General features: G+C 73.1%; 19 protein-coding genes. 15 read left to right on the top strand and 4 right to left on the bottom strand.

What is annotated here, in order from left to right:
- Positions 1-225: 225 nt before the first annotated feature.
- The 5 genes from WMF22_RS14880 to rnk all read left to right on the top strand — a co-directional run bounded on the left by WMF22_RS14880 (position 226) and on the right by rnk (position 9,096).
- The gene (locus WMF22_RS14880) at positions 226-1,191 is read left to right on the top strand and encodes a sigma-54 interaction domain-containing protein (protein WP_437299745.1); all 966 of its coding nucleotides are present in this window, start codon (positions 226-228) and stop codon (positions 1,189-1,191) included.
- Between the two features lies 1 nt (position 1,192).
- Complete coding sequence (locus WMF22_RS14885) at positions 1,193-2,344, top strand: HlyD family secretion protein (RefSeq protein WP_438036159.1); 1,152 nt, start codon at positions 1,193-1,195, stop codon at positions 2,342-2,344.
- Positions 2,341-5,139: an ATP-binding cassette domain-containing protein gene (locus WMF22_RS14890; protein ID WP_438036160.1), complete on the top strand. Its 2,799-nt coding sequence runs from the start codon at positions 2,341-2,343 to the stop codon at positions 5,137-5,139. Before WMF22_RS14885 ends, WMF22_RS14890 begins: the two co-directional genes overlap by 4 nt.
- Positions 5,136-7,250, top strand: coding sequence for an ATP-binding cassette domain-containing protein (locus WMF22_RS14895; RefSeq protein ID WP_438036161.1), 2,115 nt, complete (start codon positions 5,136-5,138; stop codon positions 7,248-7,250). The genes WMF22_RS14890 and WMF22_RS14895 overlap by 4 nt, the downstream gene beginning before the upstream one ends.
- 1,423 nt (positions 7,251-8,673) lie before the next feature.
- The gene (gene rnk / locus WMF22_RS14900; protein WP_438036162.1) at positions 8,674-9,096 is read left to right on the top strand and encodes a nucleoside diphosphate kinase regulator; all 423 of its coding nucleotides are present in this window, start codon (positions 8,674-8,676) and stop codon (positions 9,094-9,096) included.
- A gap of 156 nt (positions 9,097-9,252) precedes the next feature.
- Here rnk and WMF22_RS14905 read toward each other — a convergent pair whose 3' ends face one another.
- Complete coding sequence (locus tag WMF22_RS14905) at positions 9,253-9,408, bottom strand: hypothetical protein (RefSeq protein ID WP_437299750.1); 156 nt, start codon at positions 9,406-9,408, stop codon at positions 9,253-9,255.
- A gap of 287 nt (positions 9,409-9,695) precedes the next feature.
- Between WMF22_RS14905 and WMF22_RS14910 the strand changes: the two genes are divergently transcribed.
- Genes WMF22_RS14910 through WMF22_RS14920 form a run of 3 tightly spaced genes read left to right on the top strand, consistent with a single transcriptional unit; the run spans position 9,696 to position 12,058 of the window.
- Positions 9,696-10,352 (top strand): hypothetical protein, encoded by a 657-nt coding sequence (locus tag WMF22_RS14910; RefSeq protein ID WP_438036163.1) that lies wholly within the window; start codon positions 9,696-9,698, stop codon positions 10,350-10,352.
- Complete coding sequence (locus WMF22_RS14915; RefSeq protein ID WP_438036164.1) at positions 10,349-11,362, top strand: hypothetical protein; 1,014 nt, start codon at positions 10,349-10,351, stop codon at positions 11,360-11,362. The genes WMF22_RS14910 and WMF22_RS14915 overlap by 4 nt, the downstream gene beginning before the upstream one ends.
- Before the next feature lie 3 nt (positions 11,363-11,365).
- Positions 11,366-12,058 (top strand): glycine-rich domain-containing protein, encoded by a 693-nt coding sequence (locus WMF22_RS14920; RefSeq protein WP_438036165.1) that lies wholly within the window; start codon positions 11,366-11,368, stop codon positions 12,056-12,058.
- Between the two features lie 26 nt (positions 12,059-12,084).
- On the opposite strand, the gene WMF22_RS14925 is transcribed toward WMF22_RS14920, so the two are convergent.
- Positions 12,085-12,894 carry a class I SAM-dependent methyltransferase gene (locus WMF22_RS14925; RefSeq protein WP_438036166.1) on the bottom strand — a complete coding sequence of 270 codons (810 nt, stop codon included), beginning with the start codon at positions 12,892-12,894 and terminating at the stop codon, positions 12,085-12,087.
- Between the two features lie 150 nt (positions 12,895-13,044).
- A complete protein-coding gene (locus tag WMF22_RS14930; protein WP_438036167.1) occupies positions 13,045-13,365 on the bottom strand; it encodes a hypothetical protein in 321 nt (106 codons plus the stop codon).
- A 516-nt stretch (positions 13,366-13,881) separates the two neighbouring features.
- On the opposite strand from WMF22_RS14930, the gene WMF22_RS14935 reads away from it, so the two are divergent.
- Positions 13,882-15,381 carry a M14 family metallopeptidase gene (locus tag WMF22_RS14935; protein ID WP_438036168.1) on the top strand — a complete coding sequence of 500 codons (1,500 nt, stop codon included), beginning with the start codon at positions 13,882-13,884 and terminating at the stop codon, positions 15,379-15,381.
- 19 nt (positions 15,382-15,400) lie between these two features.
- Here the strand turns inward: WMF22_RS14935 and WMF22_RS14940 are convergent, their stop codons facing one another.
- On the bottom strand, positions 15,401-16,264 hold the full coding sequence (locus WMF22_RS14940) for a PAS domain-containing protein (protein ID WP_438036169.1): 864 nt from the start codon (positions 16,262-16,264) through the stop codon (positions 15,401-15,403).
- Between the two features lie 238 nt (positions 16,265-16,502).
- Between WMF22_RS14940 and WMF22_RS14945 the strand changes: the two genes are divergently transcribed.
- The 6 genes from WMF22_RS14945 to WMF22_RS14970 all read left to right on the top strand — a co-directional run bounded on the left by WMF22_RS14945 (position 16,503) and on the right by WMF22_RS14970 (position 26,036).
- Positions 16,503-16,955, top strand: a complete 453-nt coding sequence (locus WMF22_RS14945) for a VOC family protein (protein WP_437299758.1) — start codon at positions 16,503-16,505, stop codon at positions 16,953-16,955.
- Positions 16,948-19,596 carry a methylmalonyl-CoA mutase gene (scpA, locus tag WMF22_RS14950; RefSeq protein ID WP_438036170.1) on the top strand — a complete coding sequence of 883 codons (2,649 nt, stop codon included), beginning with the start codon at positions 16,948-16,950 and terminating at the stop codon, positions 19,594-19,596. The genes WMF22_RS14945 and scpA overlap by 8 nt, the downstream gene beginning before the upstream one ends.
- A 1-nt stretch (position 19,597) precedes the next feature.
- A complete protein-coding gene (gene meaB, locus WMF22_RS14955) occupies positions 19,598-20,590 on the top strand; it encodes a methylmalonyl Co-A mutase-associated GTPase MeaB (RefSeq protein ID WP_438036171.1) in 993 nt (330 codons plus the stop codon).
- Positions 20,591-20,683: 93 nt separating this feature from the next.
- On the top strand, positions 20,684-21,865 hold the full coding sequence (locus tag WMF22_RS14960) for a hypothetical protein (protein WP_438036172.1): 1,182 nt from the start codon (positions 20,684-20,686) through the stop codon (positions 21,863-21,865).
- Positions 21,866-21,909: 44 nt separating this feature from the next.
- Positions 21,910-24,300: a DUF2169 family type VI secretion system accessory protein gene (locus tag WMF22_RS14965; protein ID WP_438036173.1), complete on the top strand. Its 2,391-nt coding sequence runs from the start codon at positions 21,910-21,912 to the stop codon at positions 24,298-24,300.
- Positions 24,297-26,036, top strand: a complete 1,740-nt coding sequence (locus WMF22_RS14970) for a pentapeptide repeat-containing protein (RefSeq protein WP_438036174.1) — start codon at positions 24,297-24,299, stop codon at positions 26,034-26,036. Before WMF22_RS14965 ends, WMF22_RS14970 begins: the two co-directional genes overlap by 4 nt.
- The last annotated feature ends 2 nt before the right edge of the window (positions 26,037-26,038 follow it).

Here is a 26,038-nt window from a genome sequence, read left to right on the forward strand (position 1 = left end):
AGGCGGCGCGGCGAGCCTCGACGCGCAGCCTCCGCGCGGGACATCCCGCGCGTCCTGCTCGCTCTCCTCGGCGGTGCCTCGCGCCGCCACGGAGCACGCGGGCATCAGGCCAGTCCGTTCATCGATGGATCGGCGTGTTGGCCACCGACTTGCTTCGGCTCGCGCCTGAACTCGGTCGCACTTGCGACACGCCGTCCCGCGCCTTCGGCGCGAGGGGGAGCTTACATGATGGATGGCTGTTCCAGCGGTTTTCTCGCGCTCGATCCGGAGATGAGGCGCCTGCGCGAGGCCCTCGAGACCGTGGCGCCCACGCCGCTGCCGGTCCTGATCCTCGGCGAGACAGGGACGGGGAAAGAGGTGGTGGCGGAGTGGATCGCCGGCATGTCGCGGCACCCGCGCGAGCGCTTCGTGAAGGTCAACTGCGCGAGCCTGTCGGAGTCGCTCGTCGAGAGCGAGCTCTTCGGCCACGAGCGCGGCGCGTTCACCGGGGCGGTGGCGCCGCGCGAAGGGCTGTTCGAGGCCGCCCACGAGGGCACGCTCTTCCTCGACGAGGTGGGGGAGCTGTCCCCGCGCACGCAGGCGAAGCTGCTCCGCACGCTGGAGTACGGCGAGATCGTCCGCGTCGGGAGCACGCGCCCGCGGCGCGTGGACGTCCGGGTGATCGCGGCGACGCACCGCGATCTCGAGCAGATGGTGCGGGAGGGGAGCTTCCGCCAGGACCTCTACTTCCGCCTCAACGCGATCACCCTGCGGATCCCGCCGCTCCGGGCCCGCACCGCCGAGATCCTGCCGCTCGCGGAGCTCTTCGCGGCGCGCCTCTCGCGGCGGCTCGCGCGCCCGGCGCCGCCGCTCGCCAAGGAGGCGACGGCCGCGCTCCTCTCGCACGCCTGGCCGGGGAACGTCCGGGAGCTGCGCCACGTGGTCGAGCGCGCGGTCGTGATGTCGAAGGGCGGGCCGATCGGCGCGGACCACCTGATGCTGGAGGCGCCGCGCGCGCCGGTCGAGGCCGGGATCAAGGGGGATCTGCGCTCCTTCGAGCGCGACCGCATCGTCGCCGCGCTCGCGCAGGCCCGCCAGAACCAGACGCGGGCCGCCGAGCTCCTCGGCGTGTCGCGGCGCACGCTCACCAACAAGCTCAACGCGTACGGCATCGCGCGGCCCCGCAAGAAGGTCGCGCTGGAGGAGTGCTGACGTGGCCTCGCCGTTCTTCCGCACGATGCGGTCGCTCGAGATCGAGCGCGGTCCGAGGACCTGGATCCGCCTCGCCGTGATCCTCGCCGTGCTCGGCGCCTGGGCGGGCTGGATGCGCGCGGCGCGCGTCTCCGTCTACGCGACGACCGGGAAGGCGCGCCTGGAGGTCAGCCGGATGGCCCACCGCGTGGCCGCCGCCGAGCCCGGGCGCGTGTCGGTGGTGCAGGTCTCGCTCGGCCGCCACGTGGAGCAAGGGGAGGTGCTCGTCGAGCTGGACGCCGGCGTCGAGGAGCGGCGCCTGGAGGAGGAGCGCACGAGGGCGGCCGCGCTCGCGCCGAAGATCGAGGCGCTGCGGCACCAGATCGCGGTCGAGGAGGAGGTGCGCGCGTGGCAGGTGAAGCTGTCCGACGCCTCGGTCGCGCGCGCCAGGATCGGCCTGCGCCAGCGGGATCTCTCCGCCGCGCACGGCGAGGAGCTCCGCGCGATCTCCGAGCGCCTGCACGACGAGCGGCTCGCGTCGACGGCCGACCACCTCGAGGCGAAGAGCCGCGCCGCCGGCGAGCGCCTCGAGGCGGAGGGGGCGCGCGCCGATCTCCGGCGGCTCTCTGTCGCGGGGCGCCACGACGAGCGGCAGACGGCGGCCCGCCTCGCCGAGCTGGCCCGCGCGCTCGGGGATCTGGTGGCCGAGCAGCAGGCGGCCGACGCGGCGGTGCACACGGCGCTCGCGCAGATCGAGCGGCGCAAGGTCCGCGCGCCCATCGCGGGGAAGCTCGGGAACATCGCGGCGCTCCAGGTGGGGGACGTGCTCAAGCCGGGCGACCTCGTGGCGACGGTCGTCCCGGGCGACGACCTCCACGCCGTCGCGCTCTTCGCGCCGTCCGACGCGGTGGGGCGCGTCGTCCCCGGGCAGAGGGCGCGGATGCGCCTCGACGGGTTCGCGTGGACGCAGTTCGGCATGATCGAGGGGGAGGTCTCCCACGTCGCGAGCGAGCCGTACGACGGCGCGATCCGCGTCGAGCTGCTCGTGCGGCCGGAGAGCGCGGCGTCGATCCCGGTGCAGCACGGGATGCCTGGGACCGCCGAGGTCGAGGTGGAGCGGGTCTCTCCGTGGGCGCTCCTCCTGCGCGCCGTGGCGCCGGGAGGCGCGCGATGAAGCGCGCGTTCCTCGTCCCCGAGGTGCTGCAGGCGTCGCTCATGGACTGCGGCCCCGCCGCGCTCAAGGCGGTGCTGCAGGGGTTCGGCGTCGACGTGCACTACGAGTGGCTCCGCGACCGCTGCCAGACGGACGTGGACGGGACGTCGATCGACGCGCTCGCCGCGCTCGGGCAGGAGCTCGGGCTCGCGACGGCCGAGGTGGTGGTCCCCCACGACAGCTTCCTCCTGCCAGAGGCCGACTGCCTGCCCGCGATCGTGGTCAAGCGCGGCGCGGGCGGCGCGCTCCACTTCGTGGTGGTCTGGCGCCGGCTCGGGCCGTTCGTGCAGATCCTCGACCCCGGCAGCGGGCGCCGCTGGGTGCACGCGGAGCGCTTCATGGAGGACATGCCGCACTTCCCGATCCCGATCTCGATCGAGCGGTGGCGGCGGTGGGCGTCGTCCGCGGACTCGCTCGGCCCGCTCCGCGCGAAGCTGCGCGCGCTGCGAGCGGACGGGGAGGCGCTGATCGTCCGGGCCGATGCGGACCCGGGGTGGCGGCCCTTCGCGGCGCTCGACGCCGCGGTGCGGATGGTGGCGCGCCTCGTCCGCGGCGGCGCGATCGCGCGCGGGGGCGAGGCGCAGCGCGTGCTCGAGGGCGTCTTCGAGCGCGCGCTCGCCGGGGAGGCGGGCGCCATTCCGAAGGGGTTCTTCTGGGCCACGGAGGGCAAGGCGCCGGGGAAGCTCCTCGTGCATGGCGCGGTCATCGTCCACGTCGGCCCGCGCCAGCGCGGCGTGGGCGAGGCCAGCGCGGCCGCGCCCGCGGGCGCGCCTGCGTCCTCGGCTGTCGCGCCGCCGCCGAGCTACCGTGGCAGCGCCGCGCCCGAGGCCGCGCGCGCGGCCGCGCCGGACCGGCCCGCGCCGCGCGCGAGCGCGACCGCGGCGCTGCCGGCGTCCGTTCGCCGGGAGCTGGAGCTGCCGACGCCGTCCCCCTCGCGCCTGTTCTTCTGGATGCTGCGCGCCGACGCGGGCGGGGCGCTCGCGCTCGTCGGGGTGGCGCTCGCGGCGAGCGCGGCGATCGCGGCGATCGACGTGGTCGTCCTCCGCGGGCTGTTCGACGCGGTGAAGAGCGTCACCGTCGCGTACCAGCGCGCGCTCGGGCTCCTCGCCCTCGTCGCGTTCGCCGCCGGGGGCCTGGCGCTCGAGATCTTCGTGGCCCACGCCGTCTCGCGCCTCGGGCGCGCCCTCGAGGTGCGCTTCCGCGCCGCGTTCCTGGAGAAGCTGCCGCGGCTCGAGGATCGCTACCTGCGCAGCCGGCCGACCTCGGACATGACAGCGCGGGGCCACGCGATGCACCTGATGCGCGAGGCCCCGGCGCTCTTCGCCCGCATCGCGCGCGCGGCGCTTTCGTTCGCCGCGACGCTCCTCGGGGTCGTCTGGCTCTACCCGGGCGGCGCTTGGCTGTCGCTGGTGGCGGCGGCGGTCGCGCTCGCCGCGCCGTACCTCGCGCGGAGGCCGCTCGTGGAGAGCCTCATGCGCCTGCGCACGCACGCGGCGTCGCTCGAGCGGTTCTACCTCGACGCCCTGCTCGGCGTCGTGCCCATCCGCGTCCACGGCGCGGAGCGGGCGGTGCGGCGCGAGCACGAGGCGCTGCTCGTCGAGTGGGCGCGGACGGGCCGGCTCGTGCACGCGCAGTCCACCGCCATGCAGGCCGCCCAGGGGATCGCGAGCACGGCCGTGGCGGTCGCGATCGTCGGCGGCTACGTCGCCTCCGGCGGCCCGGCGGCGGCGCTGCTCCTGCTCGTGTTCTGGTCGCTCCGCCTCCCCGCGGCGGCCCAGGAGCTCGTCGCGGCGCTGCTCGGCTGGAAGAACGTGCGCAACGCGTCCGTGCGCCTCTTCGCGCCGCTCGCGGCGCCGGAGATGGACCTGCCCCGCGCGCCCGCCGAGGACGCCGCCGACGCGGCGCGCGCCGCGCAGGGCGCCGCGTCGGCCGCCGCGTGCGCCGCGTCGATCGACCTCCGGGGCGTGAGCGTGAAGGCCGGAGGGCACACGCTCCTGTCCGATGTCTCGCTGAGCGTCCCGGCGGGGGCGCACCTCGCGATCGTGGGGGCGTCGGGCGCGGGGAAATCGTCGCTGCTCTCGCTGCTCCTCGGGTGGCTGCGGGCGTCCGGGGGGGAGGTGCTCGTGGACGGGCGCCCCTTCGACGACGCGGCGGCCCTGCGCCTGCGCCGCGCGACAGCGTGGGTGGACCCGGCGATCCAGCTATGGAACCGCACGCTCCTCGAGAACATCACCTTTGGCCACGCCGGCGACGCCCTCGCGCGCGTGCCCCTGTCCATGAGCCAGGCCGAGCTCACCGGCGTCCTGGAGAGCCTGCCCGACGGCTTGCAGGCGGCGATCGGCGAGGGGGGCGCGCGCCTGTCGGGCGGGCAGGGGCAGCGCGTCCGCCTCGCGCGGGCGCTCATGAAGGGCGACGCGCGCCTCGTGCTCCTCGACGAGCCGTTCCGCGGGCTCGAGCGCGAGCGGCGCCGGGAGCTGCTCGCGCGCGCGCGGGAGCACTGGGGGCGCTCGACGCTCGTCCTCGTCAGCCACGACGTCATGGACACGCTCGGCTTCGACCGCGTGCTTGTCGTCGAGGGGGGCAGGGTCGTCGAGGACGGCGCGCCGCGCGAGCTCATGGACGACCCGCGGAGCCGCTACCGCGCGCTCGCCGAGGCGGACGCGCGGGCGCGCGACGAGGTGTGGTCGAAGGAGCGCTTCCGGAGCGCGACGATGGAGGGCGGCCGGCTCCTCCAGGGCCTCCAGGGGGCGCCGTGAGGGCGGGCGAGGCCGGACAGGCCGCAACGTTGGGCGGGCTCGCGTGGCAGCCGTCCGCGCTCGGCCACGCGATGAGCGCGCTGACGGCCGCGTGCGGGCTCGCGAGCGGCGCGGCGCCGTCGCCCGGCGCGCCGCCGGAGGGCGACCCCACCGCGTGGATCGAGGCGTACGCGGGGTGCATGGGCGTCGAGGCGGAGGCCGTCCAGTGCAGCTTCGCCGAGCTCGCGCGCGCGCTCCCGTCCCTCGGCCCCTCGATCGTCCGCGTCGAGCAGGGCTACCTCGCGGTGATGTCCGCGGGCCGGCGGGGGCTCTCGGTGCTGACGCCGGCGCTCACGCCGGCGCGGATCCCGCTGGAGACCGTGCGCCGGGCGCTCACCGCCCACCTCGAGGATCGCCCCGCGTCGCACGTCGACAAGTGGCTCGCCGCGGCGCGCGTCCCGCCGCGGCGCGCCGCGCGGGCGCGCGACGAGCTGCTCGCCCAGCTCGTCGCGGATCGCCCCATCGACGGCGTGTGGCTGCTGCGCCCCGATCCAGGGTCGAGCTTCCGGCGCCTGCTCTCGAGGCGCGGGGTGCTCCGCCGGGGCGCGATCTTCCTCGCGGCCGCCGCCTTGCAGATCGCGCTCGGCGTCTTCGCCTGGTGGCTGATCGGCGCGGGCGCCCTCGACGGCGACGTGCAGCCGGGGTGGCTGCTCGCGTGGGTGCTCCTGTCGCTCTCGGCGCTCTTCGTGCAGCTGTTCGCCTCGTTCACGGGGGGCATGCTCACGATCGACGTCGCCGCGCTCCTCAAGCAGCGCCTGCTGTGCGGCGCGCTCCGCCTGGATCCGGCGACGATCCGGGCGCGCGGCTCGGGCGAGCTGCTGGCGATGGTCTCCGAGTCCGAGGCGGTCGAGACGGCCGGGCTCGGCGGCGCGCTCGGGGCGATCGTCGCGCTCGTGCAGCTCGCGAGCGCCGCGGCGGTCCTCGCCGCCGGCGCCGGAGGCGGCCTGCACGTCGCGCTGCTCCTCGGGTGGACGCTCGCCGTGGCGCTGCTCGGGCGCCGCTTCGCCCGGGAGCGGGCGGCGTGGACGGGGGAGCGGTTCGCGATCACGAGCGGCTTCGTGGAGCACGTCGTCGGGCACCGGACGCGCGTCGCCCAGCAGGCCTCGCACCTTCACCACCTGGAGGAGGACGCGGCGCTCGAGCGCTACCACCGCGCCGCGCGCGGGATGGATAGCGTGGGGGATCTCCTTGCGTCGCTCCCGGCGCGCGGGTGGCTCGCGCTCGGGCTGCTCGGCCTGGTCCCGGCGGTCCTGGGCGGGGTGGGCGCGGGCCCGCTCGTCGTCGCGACAGGCGGCATCCTCCAGGCGCAGGCCGCGTTCGCGACGCTGGCGACGAGCCTCGGCGCGCTGCTCTCGGCTGCGGTGTCGTGGCGCTCGATCGCCCGGCTTTTTGTGGCGGCCGAGGGGCGCGAGCCGGCGGGGATCCCGCAGGCCGTGCTCGGGCGCCCCGCGGCGTCGGACGTCGTGATCGAGGCGCGGGGCGTGTCGTTCCGCTACGACGGGGAGCGCGGCGAGCCCGTCCTCCGCGGCTGCGACCTGGTCCTCTCGAAGGGCGACCGGCTGCTGCTGGAGGGGCGCTCCGGCGGCGGCAAGTCGACGCTCGCGGCCGTGCTCAGCGGCCTTCACGCGCCGTCGTCGGGGCTCGTGCTCCTGCGCGGCCTCGACCGGCGGACGCTGGGCGGCGCGGCGTGGCGCAGCCGCGTGGCGAGCGCGCCGCAGTTCCACGACAACCACGTGCTCTCCGGGACGCTCGCGTTCAACCTGCTGATGGGCCGCGCGTGGCCCGCGTCGCCCGAGGACCGGCGGGAGGCGGAGGTCGTCTGCCGCAAGCTGGGGCTCGGGCCGCTGCTGGACAGGATGCCCTCGGGGCTCGATCAGGTCGTGGGCGAGACAGGGTGGCAGCTCTCGCACGGCGAGCGGAGCCGGCTGTTCCTGGCGCGCGCGCTGCTCCAGCGCTCGGACGCCGTGATCCTCGACGAGAGCTTCGGCGCGCTGGATCCGCTGACGGCCCGCGAGTGCGTGGGGGCTGTGCTGGAGCGGGCGCCGGCGCTGATCGTCATCGCGCACCCGTGAGCGCGAGGGAGCGGAGGACGGCCTCGGCATGGCGGTTGTCGTCGCTGGCGTGAGAGCCAGTCTAGCGGGTCGCCTTCACTTCACAGCCTGCGGGCTGCCCCGCGTGCGTCTCGGCCTCGGCTTCACTTCCGGGAGCCCTGCGCGCGTGAGCCTCCCCGTGCCCGACGGCGCCTGCCCCTGCCTCAATCCTTGCTCCGCCCGCACAGCCTGCGAGAGCTCGCCCAACGCGACCCGGCTTCGCGGGAGCGTCGATCACGTGGTTGGGCGGCCGGCGGTAGGCAGGTCAGACATGGGCCGGTGCCTTCGACGAGCAAGCGGCGGGCATGTCGGCCATGGGCGGGCGCCTGCTCGGTGACGCCCCCGGGCATGTCGGCCATGGGCGGGCGCCTGCTCGGTGACGCCCCCGGGCATGTCGGACATGGGCGGGCGCCTGCTCGGTGACGCCCCCGGGTATGTCGGACATAGGCAGGTGTCTGGTCGAGCAGGCACCAGGCCATGTCCCACATGCCCGGCGCCCTGCTTCGCACGCCCCCGGCATGTCGCTATGAGTGATGCCGGCTACAGATCGGGCTCGGCGCTCACCGCTCCAGCGCCCCGCGCCGTGTACCCCGCGCTCACCGCGTCCTTCTTCAGGCGCCTGCGCCTCGCCGGCAGCCGCACCGCCGGGTCCCCGAGCAAGACGTAACCCGAGAGATCCTGCCGTCGCTGCCGGGAGTACGACCAGCTCCACGCTCACCCGTCCAGGTGGTCCTGGGCGCGGCAGAAGACGCACCGCTGGGTTGAGCGGGATGCCGCGTAATGATGGCGAACAAGCTTATCGAACAGTCCACTGGAGCGATAGACGGGTTGAAATTGCCTGAAAAGCGCAGAATTTCGAGCCGCCAAGACCCCAAGAGCGCCAAGAAGAGAATCTTATCTTGGCGTCCTTGGTGTCTTGGCGGTTTATTTCTCGCTCGATCGACGTGATCGCTATTCTAGGGCTGGGGCGCCGAGGCCGTCGACCTCGCAGGGCACCAGCCCGGTCGATGGCCGAGCCCGCCTGGGGTTGATGAAAGGTCGGGGGGGACGACAACGGAAATGAGGACCGCTTCCCCTTGTCATGGCTCTGGGGGGCACCGTCGTGTTACGATGCCATGGAATGAGCGCCTGCCTGCACCCTGTCGCGTCGCGTTCGTGGCCTTGCCGCGGCGCGCGTAGCGCGCTCGTTCCCCTGCGATCCCGGCTCCTCTGCCGGAGGTCGCCCGCACGCTCGTAGGGGAGCGGCCTTCCGGCGTTTTTCGCTGGCCGCTCCCGGAAGGAAGCGGGCCTGGCGTCGAGGGCGCCAGCGCGGGCGACCTGGGCGAGCACTCACGCCGTCCAGCTCGCTGGCGCGGACCTTCGGCCAGGCCCGGATCGCACCGACGACACAAGGAGATCCCAGCTCATGGCACCTCACACGAACCCCATCGTCCTCACCGAATTTGACCGCGATCGCCTCGCGCGGCTGCTCGAGGCGCTGCGCGCGCGGCCCGGGGGAGACTCCCCGAACCTGGAGGCGCTCGAGATCGAGATCGAGCGCGCCGACGTCGTGAAGCCAGCGGACATCCCGCCGAACGTGGTCACCATGAACTCCAGGGTCGAGCTCTTCGATCTCGACACGGAGGAGCGGCTCTGCGTGACCGTCGTGTTTCCCGGGATCGCCGACGTGAAGAGCGGCCGCATCTCGGTGCTCGCGCCGATGGGGCTCGCGCTGCTCGGCTGTCGAGAGGCCGAAGAGGTGGAGTGGCCCACGCCGAGCCGCACCCGGCGGCTCCGGATCGAGCGCATCGTCTATCAGCCCGAGGCGTCGGGTCGCTTCGATCTGTGAGCCTTCGGCGCGAGCGGCCGGCCTCGCCGGCGCATCGTGCGTCCTGAACGCGAAAGGCCCGACGCTGCTCATCGCAGCGCGGGCCTCCGCGGTCGTGTCGTCAGGTTCGAGGTGCCGGTCGCCGCGGGCCGCGGTCCCCCGCGCCTCGACGGCGGCTCAGCAGCCGCAGCAGCCGGGCGGACAGGTGCAAACCGGCGAGGCAAGGCCCGCCTGGAGCTCCGTGGGGACCTCCACCGTCAGGCGCGCAGGGCGCTCCTCGACGGTCTCCTGCTTCGACTCGACCTCGACCTCGACCTTGATCTGCTCGTTCATGGCGATTGCTCCGTGGATGGGTTGGTTATTTCATTCGGGGACTCGACGTCCCGCGAGGAGGGTTATTGCAGTGGCCGTGCCACGCCGTTTTTGCCGGCGTATCGGCCGCTTTGGCGCGGTATCGGCGGCGCTTGAGCAACCCGTTTCCCAATTGGGGAAATCCGTCTGGCATCGCCCTTCCCTTCCAGCCAGCTTCCGGTGCGCCGAGCACCGAAAACGCCGATCTGAGCCCGTCCCCTGAGCGGGTGAGCGCCGCTCGGCACGAGGTTCGCAACGCGTCCGCGGTGATGGACACGTCAATCATCCCCGAACTGCTCTCCTTCCGTGCGCCGTGGCTCGAAGAGAAGCTCGTCAAGGACCGGGTGGTCCCTTCCTGCGAGGAGGCGGCGCGGCTCCTCGACGAGGTAAAGAAATACCTCTTCCTCTGCGAGGCGAACCGGACCCGGCAAGTCCCCATGTTCTCCCGGAGGATCGACGAGGTCTGGCACCAGTTCGTCCTCTTCACCGAGGAGTACGCGGCCTTCGGACACCGCTTTTTCGGCGAGTTCGTCCACCACACCGCCAACACGGCTCCTCGCGGCGGCCCCGGATCGCGCCCCGAGTTGACCCGCGCCGAGTTTCGCGCCGCGTACGAGGCGCTCTTCGGGCCCGTCTCCGCGGCGTGGAGCGACGAGCTCGCCGTGACGCCCGACACCCGGCTCATCCGCGTCACGTTCGGGCGCCCCATCTTCGTGCGGATCGAGCAGGGGAGGGCGGAGCTCGTGTGGTCGCTGGAGCCGCCGCGCGTCCTCCTGCGCGTCGACGCGTGGGCGAAGGACGCGCTGCAGTTCATCGTCGACTGCGACCACTTCTATGTCCGCGAGCTCCCCGGCCTCGAGGACAGCGAGCGCGTGGCGCTCTGCCGTCCGCTCGTGAAGGGCGACTACCTCCGGGTCGCGCCATGAGGCTCGCCGAGCTCACCGCCCTCTTCGGGCGGCTCGATTTCCCGGGCCCCGAGGGCCGCGGCCGTCCGCCGCGCGATCACGTCCGCGCGGTCGAGGGCGCGGTCCGGGCCGGGCTCTCGGACGACGAGCTCCTGCTCGACCTCTTCGCGCTCGAGATCGACCGTCGCGACGGCGCGCCGGATCTCGCGCCGTTCCACGTCCTCCCCGAGCTCGGCGTGCGCCTCGCGTTCGCGTACTGGCGGCCCGGGCGCGCGGCCGGCGCTCACGAGCACTCGGACTGGACGGTCACGGCGGTCGTCCACAACACGCTCGATGTCGCGACCTTCGACTGGGACGCGACGGCCCGCGCGCGGCGGCTCGTGCCGAAGCGGCTGTTCTCCGCGGAGGCCGGGCGGGTCGGTCACATCTACGGGCCGTGCATCCACGATCCGCGGAACCCGACGGGGAGCTGGTCCATCTCGCTGCACCTGTTCGGCCCTCACGACGGTCCGGTCATCGAGGCGCAGGTGGGCCCCATCGAGGGCCTGACCCCCATGGCGCCCCGGGCCGAGCCGGACGACGCGCTCTCGACGGCGCTCCTCGCGCATGAGCGGGAGTGCGTTCGCCGGGCGCAGATCGACGCCCTCGAGCGCCGGGGCCCGCGGGCCGCCGCGCTCCTCGCGCGCCTTCACGCCCGCGGCGACGCGGGGACCCGGCGGCGCGCCGCCCGGTCGCTCGGCCGGATCGAGGCCCTCGGCGCGCACACCGTCCTCGCGCGCCGCTGGCCGGGCGTGGATCTCGACGTGGCGCCCCGCGCGGGCCGCGCCGAGCTCGTCGCGCGGTGCAGCGGGCGCGCCCAGGTCCTGCTCCGCGTCGACGCGTGGGCCGGGCCCGCCCTCCGCGCGGTGTCGGCCGCCCGGGAGCTCCGCCCCGGCGACATCCCCGGCCTCGCGGAGGCGGAGCAGCTCGCGCTCGCCCGCGCCCTCGTCGACTGGGGGACCTTTCAGCCCTTCGAAGCCCAGGAGAACTGACCCATGCAATCCACGCAGCTCACCCAGCCCGCGCAGCCCGTGCAAACAGACGTCGTGACGCCGGGCGCGCCCAGGCGGCCTGATCTCGTTGCCTACCGGGCGCCGTTCGTCATCAGCAAGCTGCTCATGAACAAGACCGTGGCCAGCGAACGCGAGGCAGAGGCGCTGTTCCGGGAGCTCGTGCGTTATCTCTGGCTCGTCGACTCCGACCGCTCCCGCGCTTACCCGATGTTCTCGCTGCGCGTCGACGAGGCCTGGCACCAGTTTGCTCTCTTTACAATCGAATATGCCGACTTCTGCCAGCGCTTCTTCGGGCGCTTCCTGCACCACGCGCCGAGCAACGCGCCCGTCACGCACGCCTGCCGCGAGGCGACGTGGGACGAGTTCGCGGCCGCGTACAGCGCGCATTACGGTGAGCCGCCGCACGAGCTATGGAACGACGCTGCTTCCGTCTGCGGCCCGCGCCGCGTGATCCGCGATCGCGAGGTGTCGGTCCGGCTGAGCGACGGCAAGGCGGAGCTCGTCGACGGCGACGCGCTGCTCGTCCGTGTCGACGCCTGGGGCGAGCCCGCGCTGCGCTTCATCGCCCGGCACGGCATCTTCTACGTGCGCGAGCTGCCCGGGCTCGACATGGACGACCGGATCGCCCTCTGCCGGGCGCTCGTGGCGTCACGGACGCTCCGCGTCGCCCCGTAGCCGGTGCGGCCGCGCTGCGACCGTCGCTACCGCGTGCCCACGCCCAGGAGGGCGGTCATCGAGAGCAGCTGAGGACCGTCGCCGAACCGCGCCCGCAGCCTGCCGAGGATCGCCTTGCCGAACGCTTCCCAGCGCTCCTCGCCCAGCTTGTCCCGCAGCAGCACGAGCGGCGCGTTCGTCCGGCTCACGGAGCGCCAGAACTCCTCGGTCGAGGGCGACTCGCGGGAGTGCTCCACCTCGCGCACCGAGACGTCCCGGAACCCGGCAGCTTCCATCTCGGCGCGGAACTCGTCTGGATCCCCGAGCGGCGCCTTGCCCTCGCCGAAGGGCAGCCCGGGCAGCTCGGCGCCGATCCCCGAGAAGAGCTCGGCCAGGATGGGCGTCCTGTCCATCGGCGCCCAGCTCCCGACGATGGCGCGGCCGCCGGGGCGCAGCACCCGGAGCAGCTCGCGGAAGCCGCGGTCGCGGTCGGGGAAAAACATCAGCCCGAACATCGAGAAGGCCGCATCGAAGGAGCCGTCCTCGAAGGGCAGCGCCATGCCGTCGCCCACGCGGGCGTCTACCGCGAGCCCCGCGCGCGCGGCGCGCTCGCGCAGCTGCTCGACCATCGCGGGCGCGAAATCGATCGCGGTCACGCGCGCCTCCCCGGCGGCGAGGAGGGACAGGGTGCCTGGTCCGGCGGCCACGTCGAGCACGCGGGCGCCCGGGCCGACGCCGGCGAGCCGGAGCGCGTCTGCGGCATACTTCTCGAAGTGAGGGACGATGTCGGCCGCGTAGTCGTCGGCGACCATGTTCCACGCGACAGGGGTGGCGAGGGGGCTCGGGGGCTGGGTCATCGGCGACGGTGCTACCACGTGTGCGCCGAGCGGATCCAGCGCAGGCGTCCTGGCGCGGCGTTCCCTTGGCCGGCGCTCACGCCCTCGGGGCGAGGCGACGACAACCGCGCGTTCGCGCGAGGGAGATGCCGTGATGCGGTGATCCGGTGATCACCGCGGGAGCGCGCTCTCGCGTCGATTCGCCACGCGCGCCTGCGCCAGCGCCTTCGGCGCGCCTCTCGGGCCGGCGGGGCTCGCCGCCGCTTCCGGCGAGCCCGGATCAGCGTCCGAGTCGGCGCTCTCCTCCTCATCCGCCTTGTCGGCGTCGGCCTCGGTCGCATCGTGGCGCGGCAGCACGGTCCTCGCGGTCGACACGAGCAGAACGCTGGTCAGCGCGACGACGCTCGCAGAACCGGCGACGAGCACCGCGATATGCATCATTGTGCGCTGGAGGAGGCTCCCTTCATTCAACTTCCGGAGGATCTTCAACATCGTGCTACCTGCCTCGTTCGCGAGCGCCCGCTCGCTGCCAGCGTCCCTGTGACACTCCTGCGAATGCGAGCGTCGTGCCAGCAGCCATCCGCTGGAAACAGCGCATGGATCGCGGTGCTTCTGGCGCCGCTCTGCCAAAGCTGACACGTCCGCCACCTGTACAATGGCTCATCCTGCCAAAATGACAATCCGTTCTTTGCGCGTCTGGTGCCGCGTCGCCGCGTTGCCGCATGCGCCGCGTTGCGCACCGAGCGCCGACCGCGCGCGCCGGCGACCGTGGCGACGGGAAGACATGCGTGTCTGACGTGCCTGCCGCGCCTTCCACGCTTTCGGGTTGCATCCTGTCCTGTCGATCTGACCAGCCTGGACGCGGACTCCGTCGCTTCGTCCACCACACCCGCCACACCACCACACGTGCGGGCTCTTCCGGCGGGGCGGGCCGTCATCGCGCCGTCGTCGCGCCGTCGTCGCCGATCGCTGCCCCCTCCCGCGGGCGGCGGGGTAGAGATCGGGCCCATGCTGCTCACCCGCGCCGAAGCCACCGGATTCCGGGAGACCTCCCTGCACGCCGACGTCATGCGGTTCGTCCGCGCGCTCGAAGGCCGCAACGACCCGCGCTTGCACGTGACCACCTTCGGGACCAGCCCGGGCGGGCGGGTGCTGCCGCTGCTCGTGCTGTCCAGGGACGGCGTGCGATCCCCGGACGAGGCCCGCCGCGCCGGGCGCCCCGTGGTGCTGATGCTCGACGGGATCCACCCCGGCGAGGTGGAGGGCAAGGAGGCGAGCCTCGCGCTCGTCCGCGATCTGCTCGACGGCCGACACCCCGACTGGCTCGACGCGCTCGTGCTCCTCGTCGTTCCGCTGTTCAACGCGGATGGCAACGACGCGCTCGACCCGCGCAACCGCCGCCTCGACCTCAGGAAGCTCGCCGGCCAGCCAGGTCCCGTCGTGGGCACCCGCACCCAGAGCCAGGGCATCAACCTGAACCGCGACTACCTCCGCCAGGCCGCGCCCGAGATGCGCCTGCTCCAGCAGCGCGTGTGCATCCCCTGGGCGCCCGATCTCACGATCGACAACCACGCGACCAACGGGTCGGTGCACCGGTTCCACATGACGGTCGACGTGCCGCACACCATCGAGTCCGGCCGCGCGGAGCCGATCGCGATGGTGCGCGACCGCCTGGTCCCCGACGTGATCGCCGCGGTCCGGCGGCGCGGCTTCGAGAGCGGCTGGTACGGCAACTTCGTCGAGGACGAGCGGGTCCTCGACGCGGACGGCGAGGTCGACCCGGCGTCGCCCGTCGGCCTCGGCTGGATGACCTACCCGCATCACCCGCGGTTCGGCTCGAACTACCGCGGGCTCACGGGGCGGCTCGACCTGCTGCTCGAGTGTTACAGCTATCTCCCGTTCGAGGAGCGCGTCCAGACCGCCTCGGCGTGGCAGATCGAGGCCCTCTCCTGGGTCGCCGCCCACGCCGACGCGGTCCGCGAGGTCGTGGCCGCGAGCGCCCGGCCGCCGGAGCGCGTCGCGGTCCGGTACCGCCTCGAGCCGACCGGGGCCCCGATCGACATCCTGACGCGCAGCCCGCGGGCGTTCGACGGCGAGCCGGTCACCCTGCGGATCCCGCACCACGCGCGGTTCGTCGGGACCACGGTGGTGGATCGGCCGCGGGCCTACCTCGTGCCGCCGGCGATCGCCGACGCCCTGCGCCGGCACGGGCTCCGCGTCGAGCCGGCCGGGGGCGTCCACGACGTCGAGGTCGCCCGGGTGGCGTCGCTCGGCGCCGAGGGGGGACGGGCGATCCTGGAGGCAGCCCGGGTCGGCGAGGTGTCGGTGCGGTGGCGCGAGGAGGCCCGGCGGGCCCCCGAAGGCTGGTTCCGGGTCGACACCGAGCAGCCGCTGGGCGCGATCGCCGTGTACCTGTGCGAGCCGGAGAGCGACGACGGGGCGGTCGAGAACGGCCTTGTGGAGGCGCCCGCCCTCGGGGACGAGCACCCGGCGTGGCGGGTCCGGTGAGCCCGGAGGGGTAGGGCGGTCAGGGCTTCCTGGCCGCCATCGCGAACGCGATCCCGTGCGAGAGGTCGCGGCGCGTGACGATGCTGCTGAGCTCCACCTCCAGGCCGATCAGCGCCTGAGCGACCTCGGGCCGGATGCCCGTCAACACCACCTCGGCGCCGAGCAGCCGCACCGCCTGGGCGATCCGCGCGAGCGCGCTCGCTGCCCGCGTGTCGAACGCGGAGACGCCCGTGAGGTCGACGATGCAAATCTGCGCTCCCTTGTCGGCGATCTTGTTGAGGAGCGTCTCCGCCAGCTGCTGCGAGCGGCGCTCGTCCAGCGTGCCGATGAGCGGCAGGACCAGCACATCGTCGCAGATCGGGATGATCGGCGTCGAGAGCTCGCGAAGGGCGGCAGACTGCACGCGCAGCCGCTCCTGGAGCTCCTTCTGCCTGGTGATGACCTCGGTGAACATCATGATCCCGCCGATCTGGCCGCGCTCGTCGTGCCACGGGAAGACCTGCCAGCGCACCCACTCGATGCGCCCGTCGGTCCGCTGGAACGGGTCTTCCTCGTGGCGCTCGCTCGCCCCTGCGAGGCAGCGCGCATGGATGTCCTTCCATCGCTGCGGGATCTCGGGGAAGACCTCGTAGTGCGAGAGGCCGATGATCTCGCGCGGCGAGAGGCCATAGTCATCGAGCCAGCGCCTGCTCGTCAGCAGGTAACGCATGTCGCGGTCGAACAGCGCGACCGCCGCCGGCATGTAGCTCGTCAGGAGTCGCACGTAGTCTTCGAGCCGTTCCACCCCCGCGTCGCGACGGATCCTGTCCTTCTCGAGCTCGCTCACGCGCAGGCGCAGCCGCTCGAGTTCCGCGACGAGCTCGTCGTGATCCCGTCCCTGCATGTCGCACGCTCCCCCCCTGTGTTGCCCCGGGCGCGCTGGCGCGCTGGCGCTCTCGCGCGTCGTCGCGAGTGTATAACAACACCGGCCCACGCCCGCAGCCTGTGTCGCGCGTCTGCGGCGTCGCGCGGCGCAGCTCTTGCCGCCGCCCCGCTTCGCGGCGCAAGCTGCGCGCATGGCGCCCCCCTCGACACCGCCGGCCCCTGCAGCCTCGACCGGCCTTCCGATCCTGCGAGAGCCCATGAAGGACCAGATTCCCGGGTTTCTGTTCATCGACCACATCGCCATGGCGGTGCCCGCCGGGCAGCTCGACGCGCAGGTGAAGGCGTACGAGATGCTCGGCTTCCGCGAGGTGCACCGGGAGGAGGTGCGGGGCACGGATCTGGTCCGCGAGGTGATGCTCCGCATCGGCGACAGCGACAACCACGTCCAGCTCCTCGAGCCGCTCTCTCCCGAGTCTCCCGTCCAGAAGCTCATCGAGAAGAACGGCGGTCGCGGGGGCTTCGCCCACGTCGCCTACCGGGTCAGCGACGTCCAGGCCGCATTCGACGAGCTCAAGGCGCGCGGCTTCCGCATCATCGACGCGGCGCCGCGGCCGGGCTCCCGGGGCACGACGATCTTCTTCGTGCACCCCCGATCGCGCGATGACGCGCCGTTCGGTCACCTCATCGAGGTCGTGCAGTCCCATGGATGACAGGCTCTTCGCCGACTTCGCGCCGGTCGCGCTCGCGACGTGGAAGCAGGCGCTCCACCGGGATCTCAAGGGCAAGACCGCGGACGACCTGTCCTGGGCGAGCGCCGAGGGGCTCCTCGTGCCGCCGATCTTCGCGCCGGACAGCCCCCCGCTCCCGCCGGCCACGGGCGGCCCGCTCGTGGCGTCGCTTGTCGCCGAGCTCCGGAGCGGCGCGCCGGAGCTGCGCTTCACGATGGGATGCAGCTACTTCCTGGAGATCGCCCGCCTCTCTGCCGCGCGCCTCCTGGCCGAGCGCCTGCGGCCGGGCGCCACGATCACCGCCGTCATCCCGTCGGCCGCGGTCCCTGGCGACGAGGAGCACAAGAACCTCCTCCGCGGCATCGTCGGGATGATGGCGGCCATCGCGGGCGGCGCGGACGACATCGTCGTCACGCCGCCCGAGCGCTTGCTCGGCAACGCCCGGGTCATCCTCCGCGAGGAGGCCCGCTTCGACGCGCGAGACAGCCCTGCGGCCGGCTGCTGGACCATCGAGCAGCTCGCGCGGAGCCTCGCGCGCGCGGCGCTGCGGCAGCTCGGCGACACGACGGAGATCCCGGAGCCGGCCGCGGCCCCGTCGGACGTCGCGTCGCTCGAGCACCTCGGCTTCTCCGCCGGCGCGCCGCCGTTCCTGCGCGGGCCGTATACCAGCATGTACGTGGTCCGCCCGTGGACCGTCCGCCAGTACGCCGGGTACTCCACGGCCGAGGAGTCGAACGCGTTCTACCGCCGCAACCTGGCCGCCGGGCAGACCGGGCTCTCGGTGGCCTTCGACCTCGCGACCCACCGCGGCTACGACTCGGATCACCCGCGCGTGGTCGGCGACGTGGGGAAGGCCGGCGTGGCCATCGACACCGTCGAGGACATGAAGATCCTCTTCGACCAGATACCGCTCGATACGATGAGCGTGTCGATGACCATGAACGGCGCCGTGCTCCCCGTCATGGCGTTCTACATCGTCGCCGCCGAGGAGCAGGGCGTGCGCCCCGAGCTGCTCTCCGGGACCATCCAGAACGACATCCTCAAGGAGTTCATGGTCCGGAACACCTATATCTACCCTCCGGCGCCGTCGATGAGGATCGTCGCCGACATCTTCCGTTACACCGCCGAGAAGACACCCAGGTTCAACTCGATCAGCATCAGCGGCTATCACATGCAGGAGGCCGGCGCGACCGCCGAGCTGGAGCTCGCGTACACGCTCGCCGATGGCCTCGAGTACCTGCGCACCGGGATCGCGTCGGGCATGGATATCGACGATTTCGCCGGGCGGTTCTCGTTCTTCTTCGGCATCGGCATGGACCATTTCACCGAGATCGCCAAGCTGCGGGCCGCGCGGCTCCTGTGGGCGAAGATCGTGAAGGGGTTCCACCCGAAGAACCCGAAGACGATGGCGCTCAGGACCCACTGCCAGACGTCGGGCTGGAGCCTCACCGAGCAGGACCCGTTCAACAACGTCACGCGCACGGCCATCGAGGCGCTCGCGGCCGTGCTCGGCGGCACGCAGTCGCTGCACACGAACGCCCTGGACGAGGCGCTGGCGCTCCCCTCGGACTTCTCGGCGAAGATCGCGCGCGACACCCAGCTCTTCTTGCAGCGGGAGACCGATGTCTGCCGGGTCATCGACCCGTGGGGCGGCTCCTACCACGTCGAGCGCCTGACGGACCGGCTTGCGCGGAGAGCGTGGCAGTTCATCCAGGAGGTGGAGTCGCTGGGCGGCATGGTCAAGGCCATCGAGAACGGCCTGCCCAAGCTGCGCATCGAGGAGGCCGCGGCCCGCAAGCAGGCCCGGATCGACGCGGGCCGCGACATCATCGTCGGGGTCAACGCGTTCAGGCTGGAGAGAGAGGCGCCGATCGCGCTCCGCGAGGTGGACAACACCGCGGTTCGCGAGAGCCAGCTCGCGCGGCTGCGCGAGGTGAAGGCCGCCCGCGCGGAGGCTGCTGTCGGCGAGTCGCTCGCAGCGCTCACCCGCGCTGCCGAGACGGGCGAGGGGAACCTGCTTGCGCTCGCCGTCGACGCCGCGCGCCGCCGCGCGACGCTCGGCGAGATCTCCGGCGCGCTCGAGCGCGTCTTCGGCCGCTACGAGGCCCCGGTGCGCACGGTGAGCGGCGTGTACGGCGCGGAGATCCGCGATGCGGGCGCTGGCCGCGAGGTGGAGGCGCTCGTCCGCGAGTTCGCGGCCCTCGAGGGCCGGCGCCCGCGCATCCTGGTCGCCAAGATGGGTCAAGACGGGCACGACCGGGGGATGAAGGTCATCGCCACCGCCTTTGCGGATCTCGGGTTCGACGTCGATATCGGCCCGCTCTTCCAGACCCCGGACGAGGTGGCGCGCCACGCCGTCGAGAACGACGTGCACGTGGTCGGGGTCTCCTCGCTCGCCGGCGGCCACAAGACGCTGGTGCCGCAGCTCATCGACGTGCTCGGGCAGGCGGGCCGCGGGGACATCCTCGTGGTGGCGGGCGGCGTGATCCCGCCGCAGGACTACCGGTATCTGGAGGAGCGCGGCGTGGCGGGGATCTTCGGGCCCGGGACGGTCATCCCCGAGGCCGCGGCGCGCATCGTCCGGACGCTGCTCGGGAGCCTCTCGTCGCAGGAGGCGCGCTAGGTTGAAGGCGAGCCCGAGGCAGCTCGCCGACGGTCTCCTCGCGGGCGACCGGGCGGCGCTCGCGCGCGCGATCACGCTGGCCGAGAGCTCGCTCCCCCGCCACCAGGAGCTCGCCGAGGAGGTCCTGGAGCGCTGCCTGCCGCACGCCGGCGGCGCGACGCGCCTCGGCATCACCGGCGTGCCCGGGGTCGGCAAGAGCACGTTCGTCGACGCCCTCGGCGTTCACCTCGTGCGCGATCGCGAGGAGGCGGTCGCCGTGCTCGCGGTCGACCCGAGCAGCCCTGTCCATGGCGGGAGCATCCTCGGCGACAAGACGCGGATGCCGCGGCTGGCGAGCGATCCGCGGGCCTTCATCCGCCCCTCGCCGTCGGGCGGCTCGCTCGGCGGCGTCGCGCGGGCCACGCGCCAGGCGATCCTGCTCTGCGAGGCGGCCGGATACCGCAACATCCTTGTCGAGACGGTCGGTGTCGGGCAATCCGAGGTCGCCGTCGCCGACATGACGGATTGTTTCCTGCTCCTCATGCTGCCCGGGGCCGGCGACGAGCTGCAAGGCGTGAAGCGGGGCATCATGGAGCTCGTCGATCTCGTGATCATCAACAAGGCCGACGGCGGGAACGTCGACAGGGCCGCGCGAGCGCGCCGCGATTACGAGAGCGCATTGCACCTGTTCCCGCCGGCGCCTCACGGCTGGGCGCCCGTCGCCTCCGTCTGCTCGGCCCAGGAGGGCCGCGGCGTCCGCGAGGCGTGGGAGAGCGTGCTGCGCCACCGCGCGCACATGCAGCAGAGCGGCTGGCTCCTGCGCCGCCGCGCGGGGCAGGCGCGTCGCTGGCTGTTCGAGCTCATCGAGGGGCACCTGCGGGAGGCGTTCCTGCAGAGCGCCTCCGTGCGCGACCGGATGCCCGAGGTGGAGGCACTCGTGGAGACCGGCGCGCTCAGCCCGCTGCGCGCCGCGCGGCAGCTGCTGGACGCCTGGAATCCGGCCGGAAAGCGCTGACGTGGCGCGGGCGCTCCGAGCCGCAGAACATGGACTTCGCCGCCGCCCGTCTGCCTGGACCCCGCCGGGGCGTCCGGTTAAGCTCCGCCGTCCATGAGCCAGGCCGAAGGTCGGAGCGCGTCGGGCAAATACCTCCTCCTCGAAGTGCCGAATTGGAGCGACGCCGCGAACGAGTCCGAGCAGATGAGCACGTACCTGCGGCTCGGCGCGGTCAAGGACCCGAGCATCGCCGCCTCCCCCTTGGCGCCAAGGGCCTCGGGGGAGGACCTCGCGGCGCGGGTGACCACCTTTATCGACGACGAGCGCGCGCGCGACGGCTGCCCCGATTTCATCCCCGTCGCGGACCGCAAGGCCGAGACGGCCAAGCTCCACACCAAGGGCGGCTGGCGCGACCACTCCGACGGTAACCGCATCACCACCACCCGCGGCGACAAGGTCGAGGTCATCCAGGGCAACTATCGAATGCTCGTCCTCGGCCGGCAGGAGCACGACTCCGGGTGGGACGTGTCGGGCGGCCACGTGTCGGAGGCGGGCATTACCTTCGAGGGGAGCAGCGAGATCCGCTGGGTCCAGAGCTACGACGGCACCTGGAGGGTGATCGAGGAGAGCGTCAAGGGCGACGTCATCACCACGTTCCACGGCGACACGAGGGACACCTATTACGGCAGGCTGAAGGAGAGCACGACCGGCTCCGAGAGCCCGGCGAATCTCAAGGAAAACCCGAGGATCCTCGACCGCACCTGGGCCGAGGAGATCGCGTCGTACACGGGGTCGGCGGCGCGGCCGGTGCCGTCGATCTCGGACGAGACGTGGGCCGACCGCATCACGTCGAAGACGACGGCGGCGACGATGAGCGACACGACGACGTGCAGCGGCGCCATCACGAGCAGCACGACCGCGGGGACGATCACGGACACCACCACGGCCGGCATGATGACGAGCACGACGGTGTGCCCCATCATCCTCGACACGACCGTCGGCGACACCGTCTCCACCATCGTCGGCTCGGAGGTCGAGATCGTCACCGGTCAGACAGGCGAGCTCACGATCGGCGGGGAGGACTCGATCACGATCGGCACCGTGATGGATATCACCCTCGCGCTGATGCTCGACGTGTGCGTCGCGGGCAAGCTGGAGGTCAGCCTCGGTGCGGCGGTCAAATTCAACGCGGAGGCGGAGTTCGACATCACCCCGAAGGCGGTGAAGCAGTGCGTGAGTAAGGTGGAGACGCTCGTGACCAACGCCGCCGTGGCCGCGACCCACAGCTTCTTCTGAGCGCCCGAGAGGAGCGCCACGCCGCCCGTCCGCCCCGCCGACACATGAAGATCAAGAACCTCACCCCGCTCCCTTTCGGGTTCAAGGTCACCTCGCGGCGCCCCCCGCGGCCGGAGCTGACGCTGATCGTGCGGGGGACGTTCACGCTCGCGCCGGGCAGGCCCCTTCAGCTCCTCGAAGGGGTGCCGGCGCTCGCGCAGGGCGCGCTCTCCGCGGAGGTCTACCGCGCAGAGGACGAGGCGCGCGCCGGCGAGTGCCTGTATCCAGGCGATTTCGCCGATTTCAAGCCGAAGGCGGACCTGCTCCTGCGCGCGACCTGCCACCCTCCCGGCGGGAAGCCCGTCCCCGAGTGCCCGGTGCGCTTCGCGGTCGGAAGCTGGTCCAAACACCTGCGTATCGTCGGCCGGCGCGTCTGGGTGGACGATCTGCTCGGCGCGTTCCCGTCCGCCCCGGTGCCTTTTTCTCAGATGCCGATCGATTATGCGCACGCCTTCGGCGGCCCCGGCCATGCGCCGAACCCGGTGGGCGCGGGGCTCGGGGCCGAGGAGCTCCCCAACGTCGAGGCGCCCGGCGAGCCGGTGCGCTCTCGCGGCGATCGGCCGGCGCCCGCGGGGTTCGGGCCGATCGCGCCCGCATGGCCGCAGCGCAGCGGGAAGCTCGGGACCGCCTACGGCCGGTCGTACCGCGCGGCGCGGTTCCCTTACCATTCTGAAGATTTCGACTGGGCTCATTTCAATGCGGCGCCGCCGGACCAGCAGGTCCCCTACCTGCGCGGCGACGAAGAGCTCGTGTTTCAGAACCTCCACCCGGAGGCGCCGGTGTTCGGAGCCCGGCTGCCGTGCCTGCGAATCCGCGCCTTCGTCAACGACACGTCGTCGCGCTTCCGCGAGGTGAAGATGAGCCTCGATACCCTCTTCGCGGATCTCGACGCCGGGCGCCTCGTGCTCACCTGGCGCGGCGTCGATCCGGTCGCGGAGGACGACCTCGACGACGTCCGCACGGTGCTCCTCGCCTCGGAGCCGCTCGGCGAGCCGCCGCTCCCCGAGGCGCATTACCGGTCGATCGTCGGCGCGTTCGAGCGCGATCCCGTCGCGGGCAGCCTGCCCGACGGGCTCCGTGAAGAGGCGCGGCTGCCCTTCTTGGACGGCGAGGGCGCGCCCGAGCCCGAGGCCGCCGATCCGCTCTCCGAGCTCCTGCGCGAGAGGCTGGGCGGCTTCGCGGCGGAGCAGCAGCGGTGGGTGGCCGAGGCCGTCGCGCGCATCGACGCCGCCGCGGCGAGGCGCGGCGTCGACGCGGTGGGCGCGATCGAGGCCGCGCTCCAGGCTCCCCGCCCTCCGATCGCTCCGCCGTCGCCCGAAGCGCCGCTGCGCGACGCGCGGATCCTCGGTGCGCTGAGGTCCCGGCTCGGCAAGCTCGTCGCGCTGCGCGAAAAGGAGAAGGCGAAGGGGGCGACCGCGCTCCCGGGGCTCGACGTGATCGACGAGATCCTCGCCGATCCCCGCTTCGCCGCGCTCGCCCTCGGCGGCGAGCCGGCGGCGCCGGAGGAGCCGGGGCCCGGCCGGGATCTCTCGGGGCAAGATCTCTCCGGGAAGGATCTGCGCGGCGCCGATCTCACCGGCGCGAATTTCACGGGGGCCCTCCTCACGAGGGCGAACCTCGCGGGCGCTCGCCTCGCCGGGGCGCGCCTCGCGCACGCGACCCTCGCGCAGGCGGACCTCACGGGCGCGGACCTCACGGGCGCGGATCTCACCGGCGCGAATGCGAGCGGCGCAAACGCGAAGGGCGCGATTTTCGCGGGTGCGACGCTCCATCAATCGGTCTTCGACGGCGCCTGTCTGGAGCGCGCCGTCCTCTCCGGCGCGAAGGGGGAGCGGTGCGTCTGGCCGGGCGTCGATCTCTCCGGCGCCGAGGCCGACACGGCCCATTTCGAGCGGTGCATCCTGGAGGGCGCCGTGCTCCGCCGCGCGAGCCTGCGCGGCGCGCGCCTCCTCCGGTGTCAGCTCTCGAAGGCGAGCGCAGAGGGCGTCGACCTGTCGGGCGCGGAGCTCACGCGGTCGAGCCTGGCCGGGGCGGACCTGCGCGGCGCGCGCCTCGTTCGCGCGCGCGGTGAGCTCACCGTGTGGCTCGGCGCCTCGCTCGCGGACGCGGACGTGCGCCGCGCCGCCCTGCCCGGCGCCCATTTCACCGGGGCGAGCGCGCCGCGGGCGCGCTTCTCCGGCGCGAGCCTCGCGGAGGCCCGCTTCCGGCGCGCCTCGCTCGAGGGCGCCGATCTCTCGCGGAGCGACCTCTTCGGCGCCGATTTCGGCAAGGCGGTGCTCACCGGCGCGACGTTCCGGGGAGCGAACCTCTACGAATCGAAGTTCCTGCAGGCCGCCGGGGCAGGCTGCGATTTCGAGGGCGCCAACCTCAAGCGCTCCACGCTGGAGGACGCGTGACGCCGGAAGACCTCGCGCGGCGGCTGCGCGCGGGCGAGCCGTTCGCGGGCAAGACGATCACCCGCTTCGATCTCCGCGGGAAGCAGCTCGGGGGCGCGCGGCTCCGCGGCGCGAAGCTCAAGGACATCCACCTCGACGAGGCGGACCTCGCGGGCAGCGATCTGCAGGACACGCAATGGCTCCGCTGCCCGCTCCGCGGCGCGAGCCTCGATCGGTGCGATCTGCGCGGCGCGACGTTCACCGGCTCCGACCTGCGCGGCGCCCGCCTCCGGGGCGCGAACCTCTCCGGCGCGAAGCTCCTCCGGGCGAACCTCGCGGGCGCCGATCTCGCGGGCGCCGATCTCACCGCCACGCTGCTCCTCGGCGCCGATCTGACCGGCGCGCGCCTCACCGGCGCGAAGCTCGACAGGATCCGCCTCGATTTCGCGAAGCTCCCGGGCGCGGAGCTCGCGGGCGCCGTGATCCAGGGCGCGTCGCTCAACAAGGCCGATCTCACCCGCGCCCTGCTCCGCGACGCCCGGATCACCGGCTCGACGTTCTACGACGCGCGGCTCGGCGGCGCGGATCTCGGGGGCGCGACGCTCGAGAAGGTCGTCCTGGTCCGGGCCGATCTCCGGGGCGCGATCCTCCCGAAGAGCATGACGCGGTCTGTGCTCGACGAGGCCCGGCTCGATCGCCCGGATCTCTCCGGCGCGGACCTCGCGGCCTCCGAGCTCGACGGGCACGACCTCGCCGGGGTGGAGCTCGCCGGAGCGAACCTCGCCGGCTCCTCGCTCCGCGGGACCAACCTGCGGAACGCGAACCTGCGCGGCGCCGACCTGGAGCAGGCGATGCTCGCCGGGTGTGATCTCACCGGCGCCGAGCTCACGGGCGCGAACCTCCGGCGCGCGCTCCTCCAGGGGGCCATCTTGCGCGGCCAGCGCCTCGCCGGGGCCGATCTCGAGATGACCCTCCTCGTGGACGCCGACCTCGAAGGCGCCGACCTCCAGGGCGCCCGGCTCGAGCGGGCCATCCTCGACGGCGCGAACCTCCGCGGTGCGGATCTCACCCGCGCGCTCCTCCTCCAGACGCTGCTGCGCGGCGCCGCGCTCGACGGCGTGATCCTCGACAAGGCCGTCTTCGATCGGGTCGATCTCACCGGGACCGATCTCCAGGGCGTGCGCCTCGCGGGCATGACCATGACGCAATGTTGCTTCATCGAGGCGAAGCTCGCCGGGATGGATCTGCGCGAGGCCGATTTCACCGGGAGCAACTTCACCCGCGCCGACCTGCGGGGCGCGGATCTCCGGAGCTCCGTCCTGACCCGCGCGACCCTGATGGAAGCCGATCTCGCGCGCGCGGATCTCTCGGGCGCGACCGCGAAGGAGGCGTTCTTCGGCGACGCCGCGCTGGCCGGCGCGCGGGCGCGGGACGCGCGGCTCCGGCGGGCCACGTTCACCCGGGCCGACCTCGATCACGCAGATCTCTCGGGCGCCGATCTCGGGGACGTGGTGATGCGCCGCGCCCGCGCGGCCCGCGCGTCCTTCCGCGAGGCGCGGCTCGCGAGGGCCGATCTCTCCCACGCCGACGTCTCGGGCGCGGATTTCCAGGGCGCGGACCTCGATGGCGCGAACCTGCACGGCCTCCGGGACGCCGAGGCGAGCTGGAAGGGCGCGCGCCTCCGGGGCGCCCGCCGCACCGATCTCGATCGGCTGGAGGCGGAGGTGTGGTCGCCGCCGAACGAGGAGCCTGAGTGAAC

It is taken from the genome of Sorangium sp. So ce204, assembly GCF_051526795.1.
In the GTDB taxonomy this organism is placed as follows: Bacteria; Myxococcota_A; Polyangia; order Polyangiales; family Polyangiaceae; genus Sorangium; species Sorangium cellulosum_B.

Excerpts from the sequence above, each read along its gene's own strand:
- WMF22_RS14880 (WP_437299745.1), top strand. The coding sequence starts at position 226 with ATGATGGATGGCTGTTCCAGCGGTTTTCTCGCGCTCGATCCGGAGATG.
- WMF22_RS14890 (WP_438036160.1), top strand. The coding sequence starts at position 2,341 with ATGAAGCGCGCGTTCCTCGTCCCCGAGGTGCTGCAGGCGTCGCTCATG.
- rnk (WP_438036162.1), top strand. The coding sequence starts at position 8,674 with ATGGCACCTCACACGAACCCCATCGTCCTCACCGAATTTGACCGCGAT.
- WMF22_RS14905 (WP_437299750.1), bottom strand. The coding sequence starts at position 9,408 with ATGAACGAGCAGATCAAGGTCGAGGTCGAGGTCGAGTCGAAGCAGGAG.
- WMF22_RS14910 (WP_438036163.1), top strand. The coding sequence starts at position 9,696 with ATGGACACGTCAATCATCCCCGAACTGCTCTCCTTCCGTGCGCCGTGG.
- WMF22_RS14915 (WP_438036164.1), top strand. The coding sequence starts at position 10,349 with ATGAGGCTCGCCGAGCTCACCGCCCTCTTCGGGCGGCTCGATTTCCCG.
- WMF22_RS14920 (WP_438036165.1), top strand. The coding sequence starts at position 11,366 with ATGCAATCCACGCAGCTCACCCAGCCCGCGCAGCCCGTGCAAACAGAC.
- WMF22_RS14925 (WP_438036166.1), bottom strand. The coding sequence starts at position 12,894 with ATGACCCAGCCCCCGAGCCCCCTCGCCACCCCTGTCGCGTGGAACATG.
- WMF22_RS14930 (WP_438036167.1), bottom strand. The coding sequence starts at position 13,365 with ATGTTGAAGATCCTCCGGAAGTTGAATGAAGGGAGCCTCCTCCAGCGC.
- WMF22_RS14935 (WP_438036168.1), top strand. The coding sequence starts at position 13,882 with ATGCTGCTCACCCGCGCCGAAGCCACCGGATTCCGGGAGACCTCCCTG.
- WMF22_RS14940 (WP_438036169.1), bottom strand. The coding sequence starts at position 16,264 with ATGCAGGGACGGGATCACGACGAGCTCGTCGCGGAACTCGAGCGGCTG.
- WMF22_RS14945 (WP_437299758.1), top strand. The coding sequence starts at position 16,503 with ATGAAGGACCAGATTCCCGGGTTTCTGTTCATCGACCACATCGCCATG.
- scpA (WP_438036170.1), top strand. The coding sequence starts at position 16,948 with ATGGATGACAGGCTCTTCGCCGACTTCGCGCCGGTCGCGCTCGCGACG.
- WMF22_RS14960 (WP_438036172.1), top strand. The coding sequence starts at position 20,684 with ATGAGCCAGGCCGAAGGTCGGAGCGCGTCGGGCAAATACCTCCTCCTC.
- WMF22_RS14965 (WP_438036173.1), top strand. The coding sequence starts at position 21,910 with ATGAAGATCAAGAACCTCACCCCGCTCCCTTTCGGGTTCAAGGTCACC.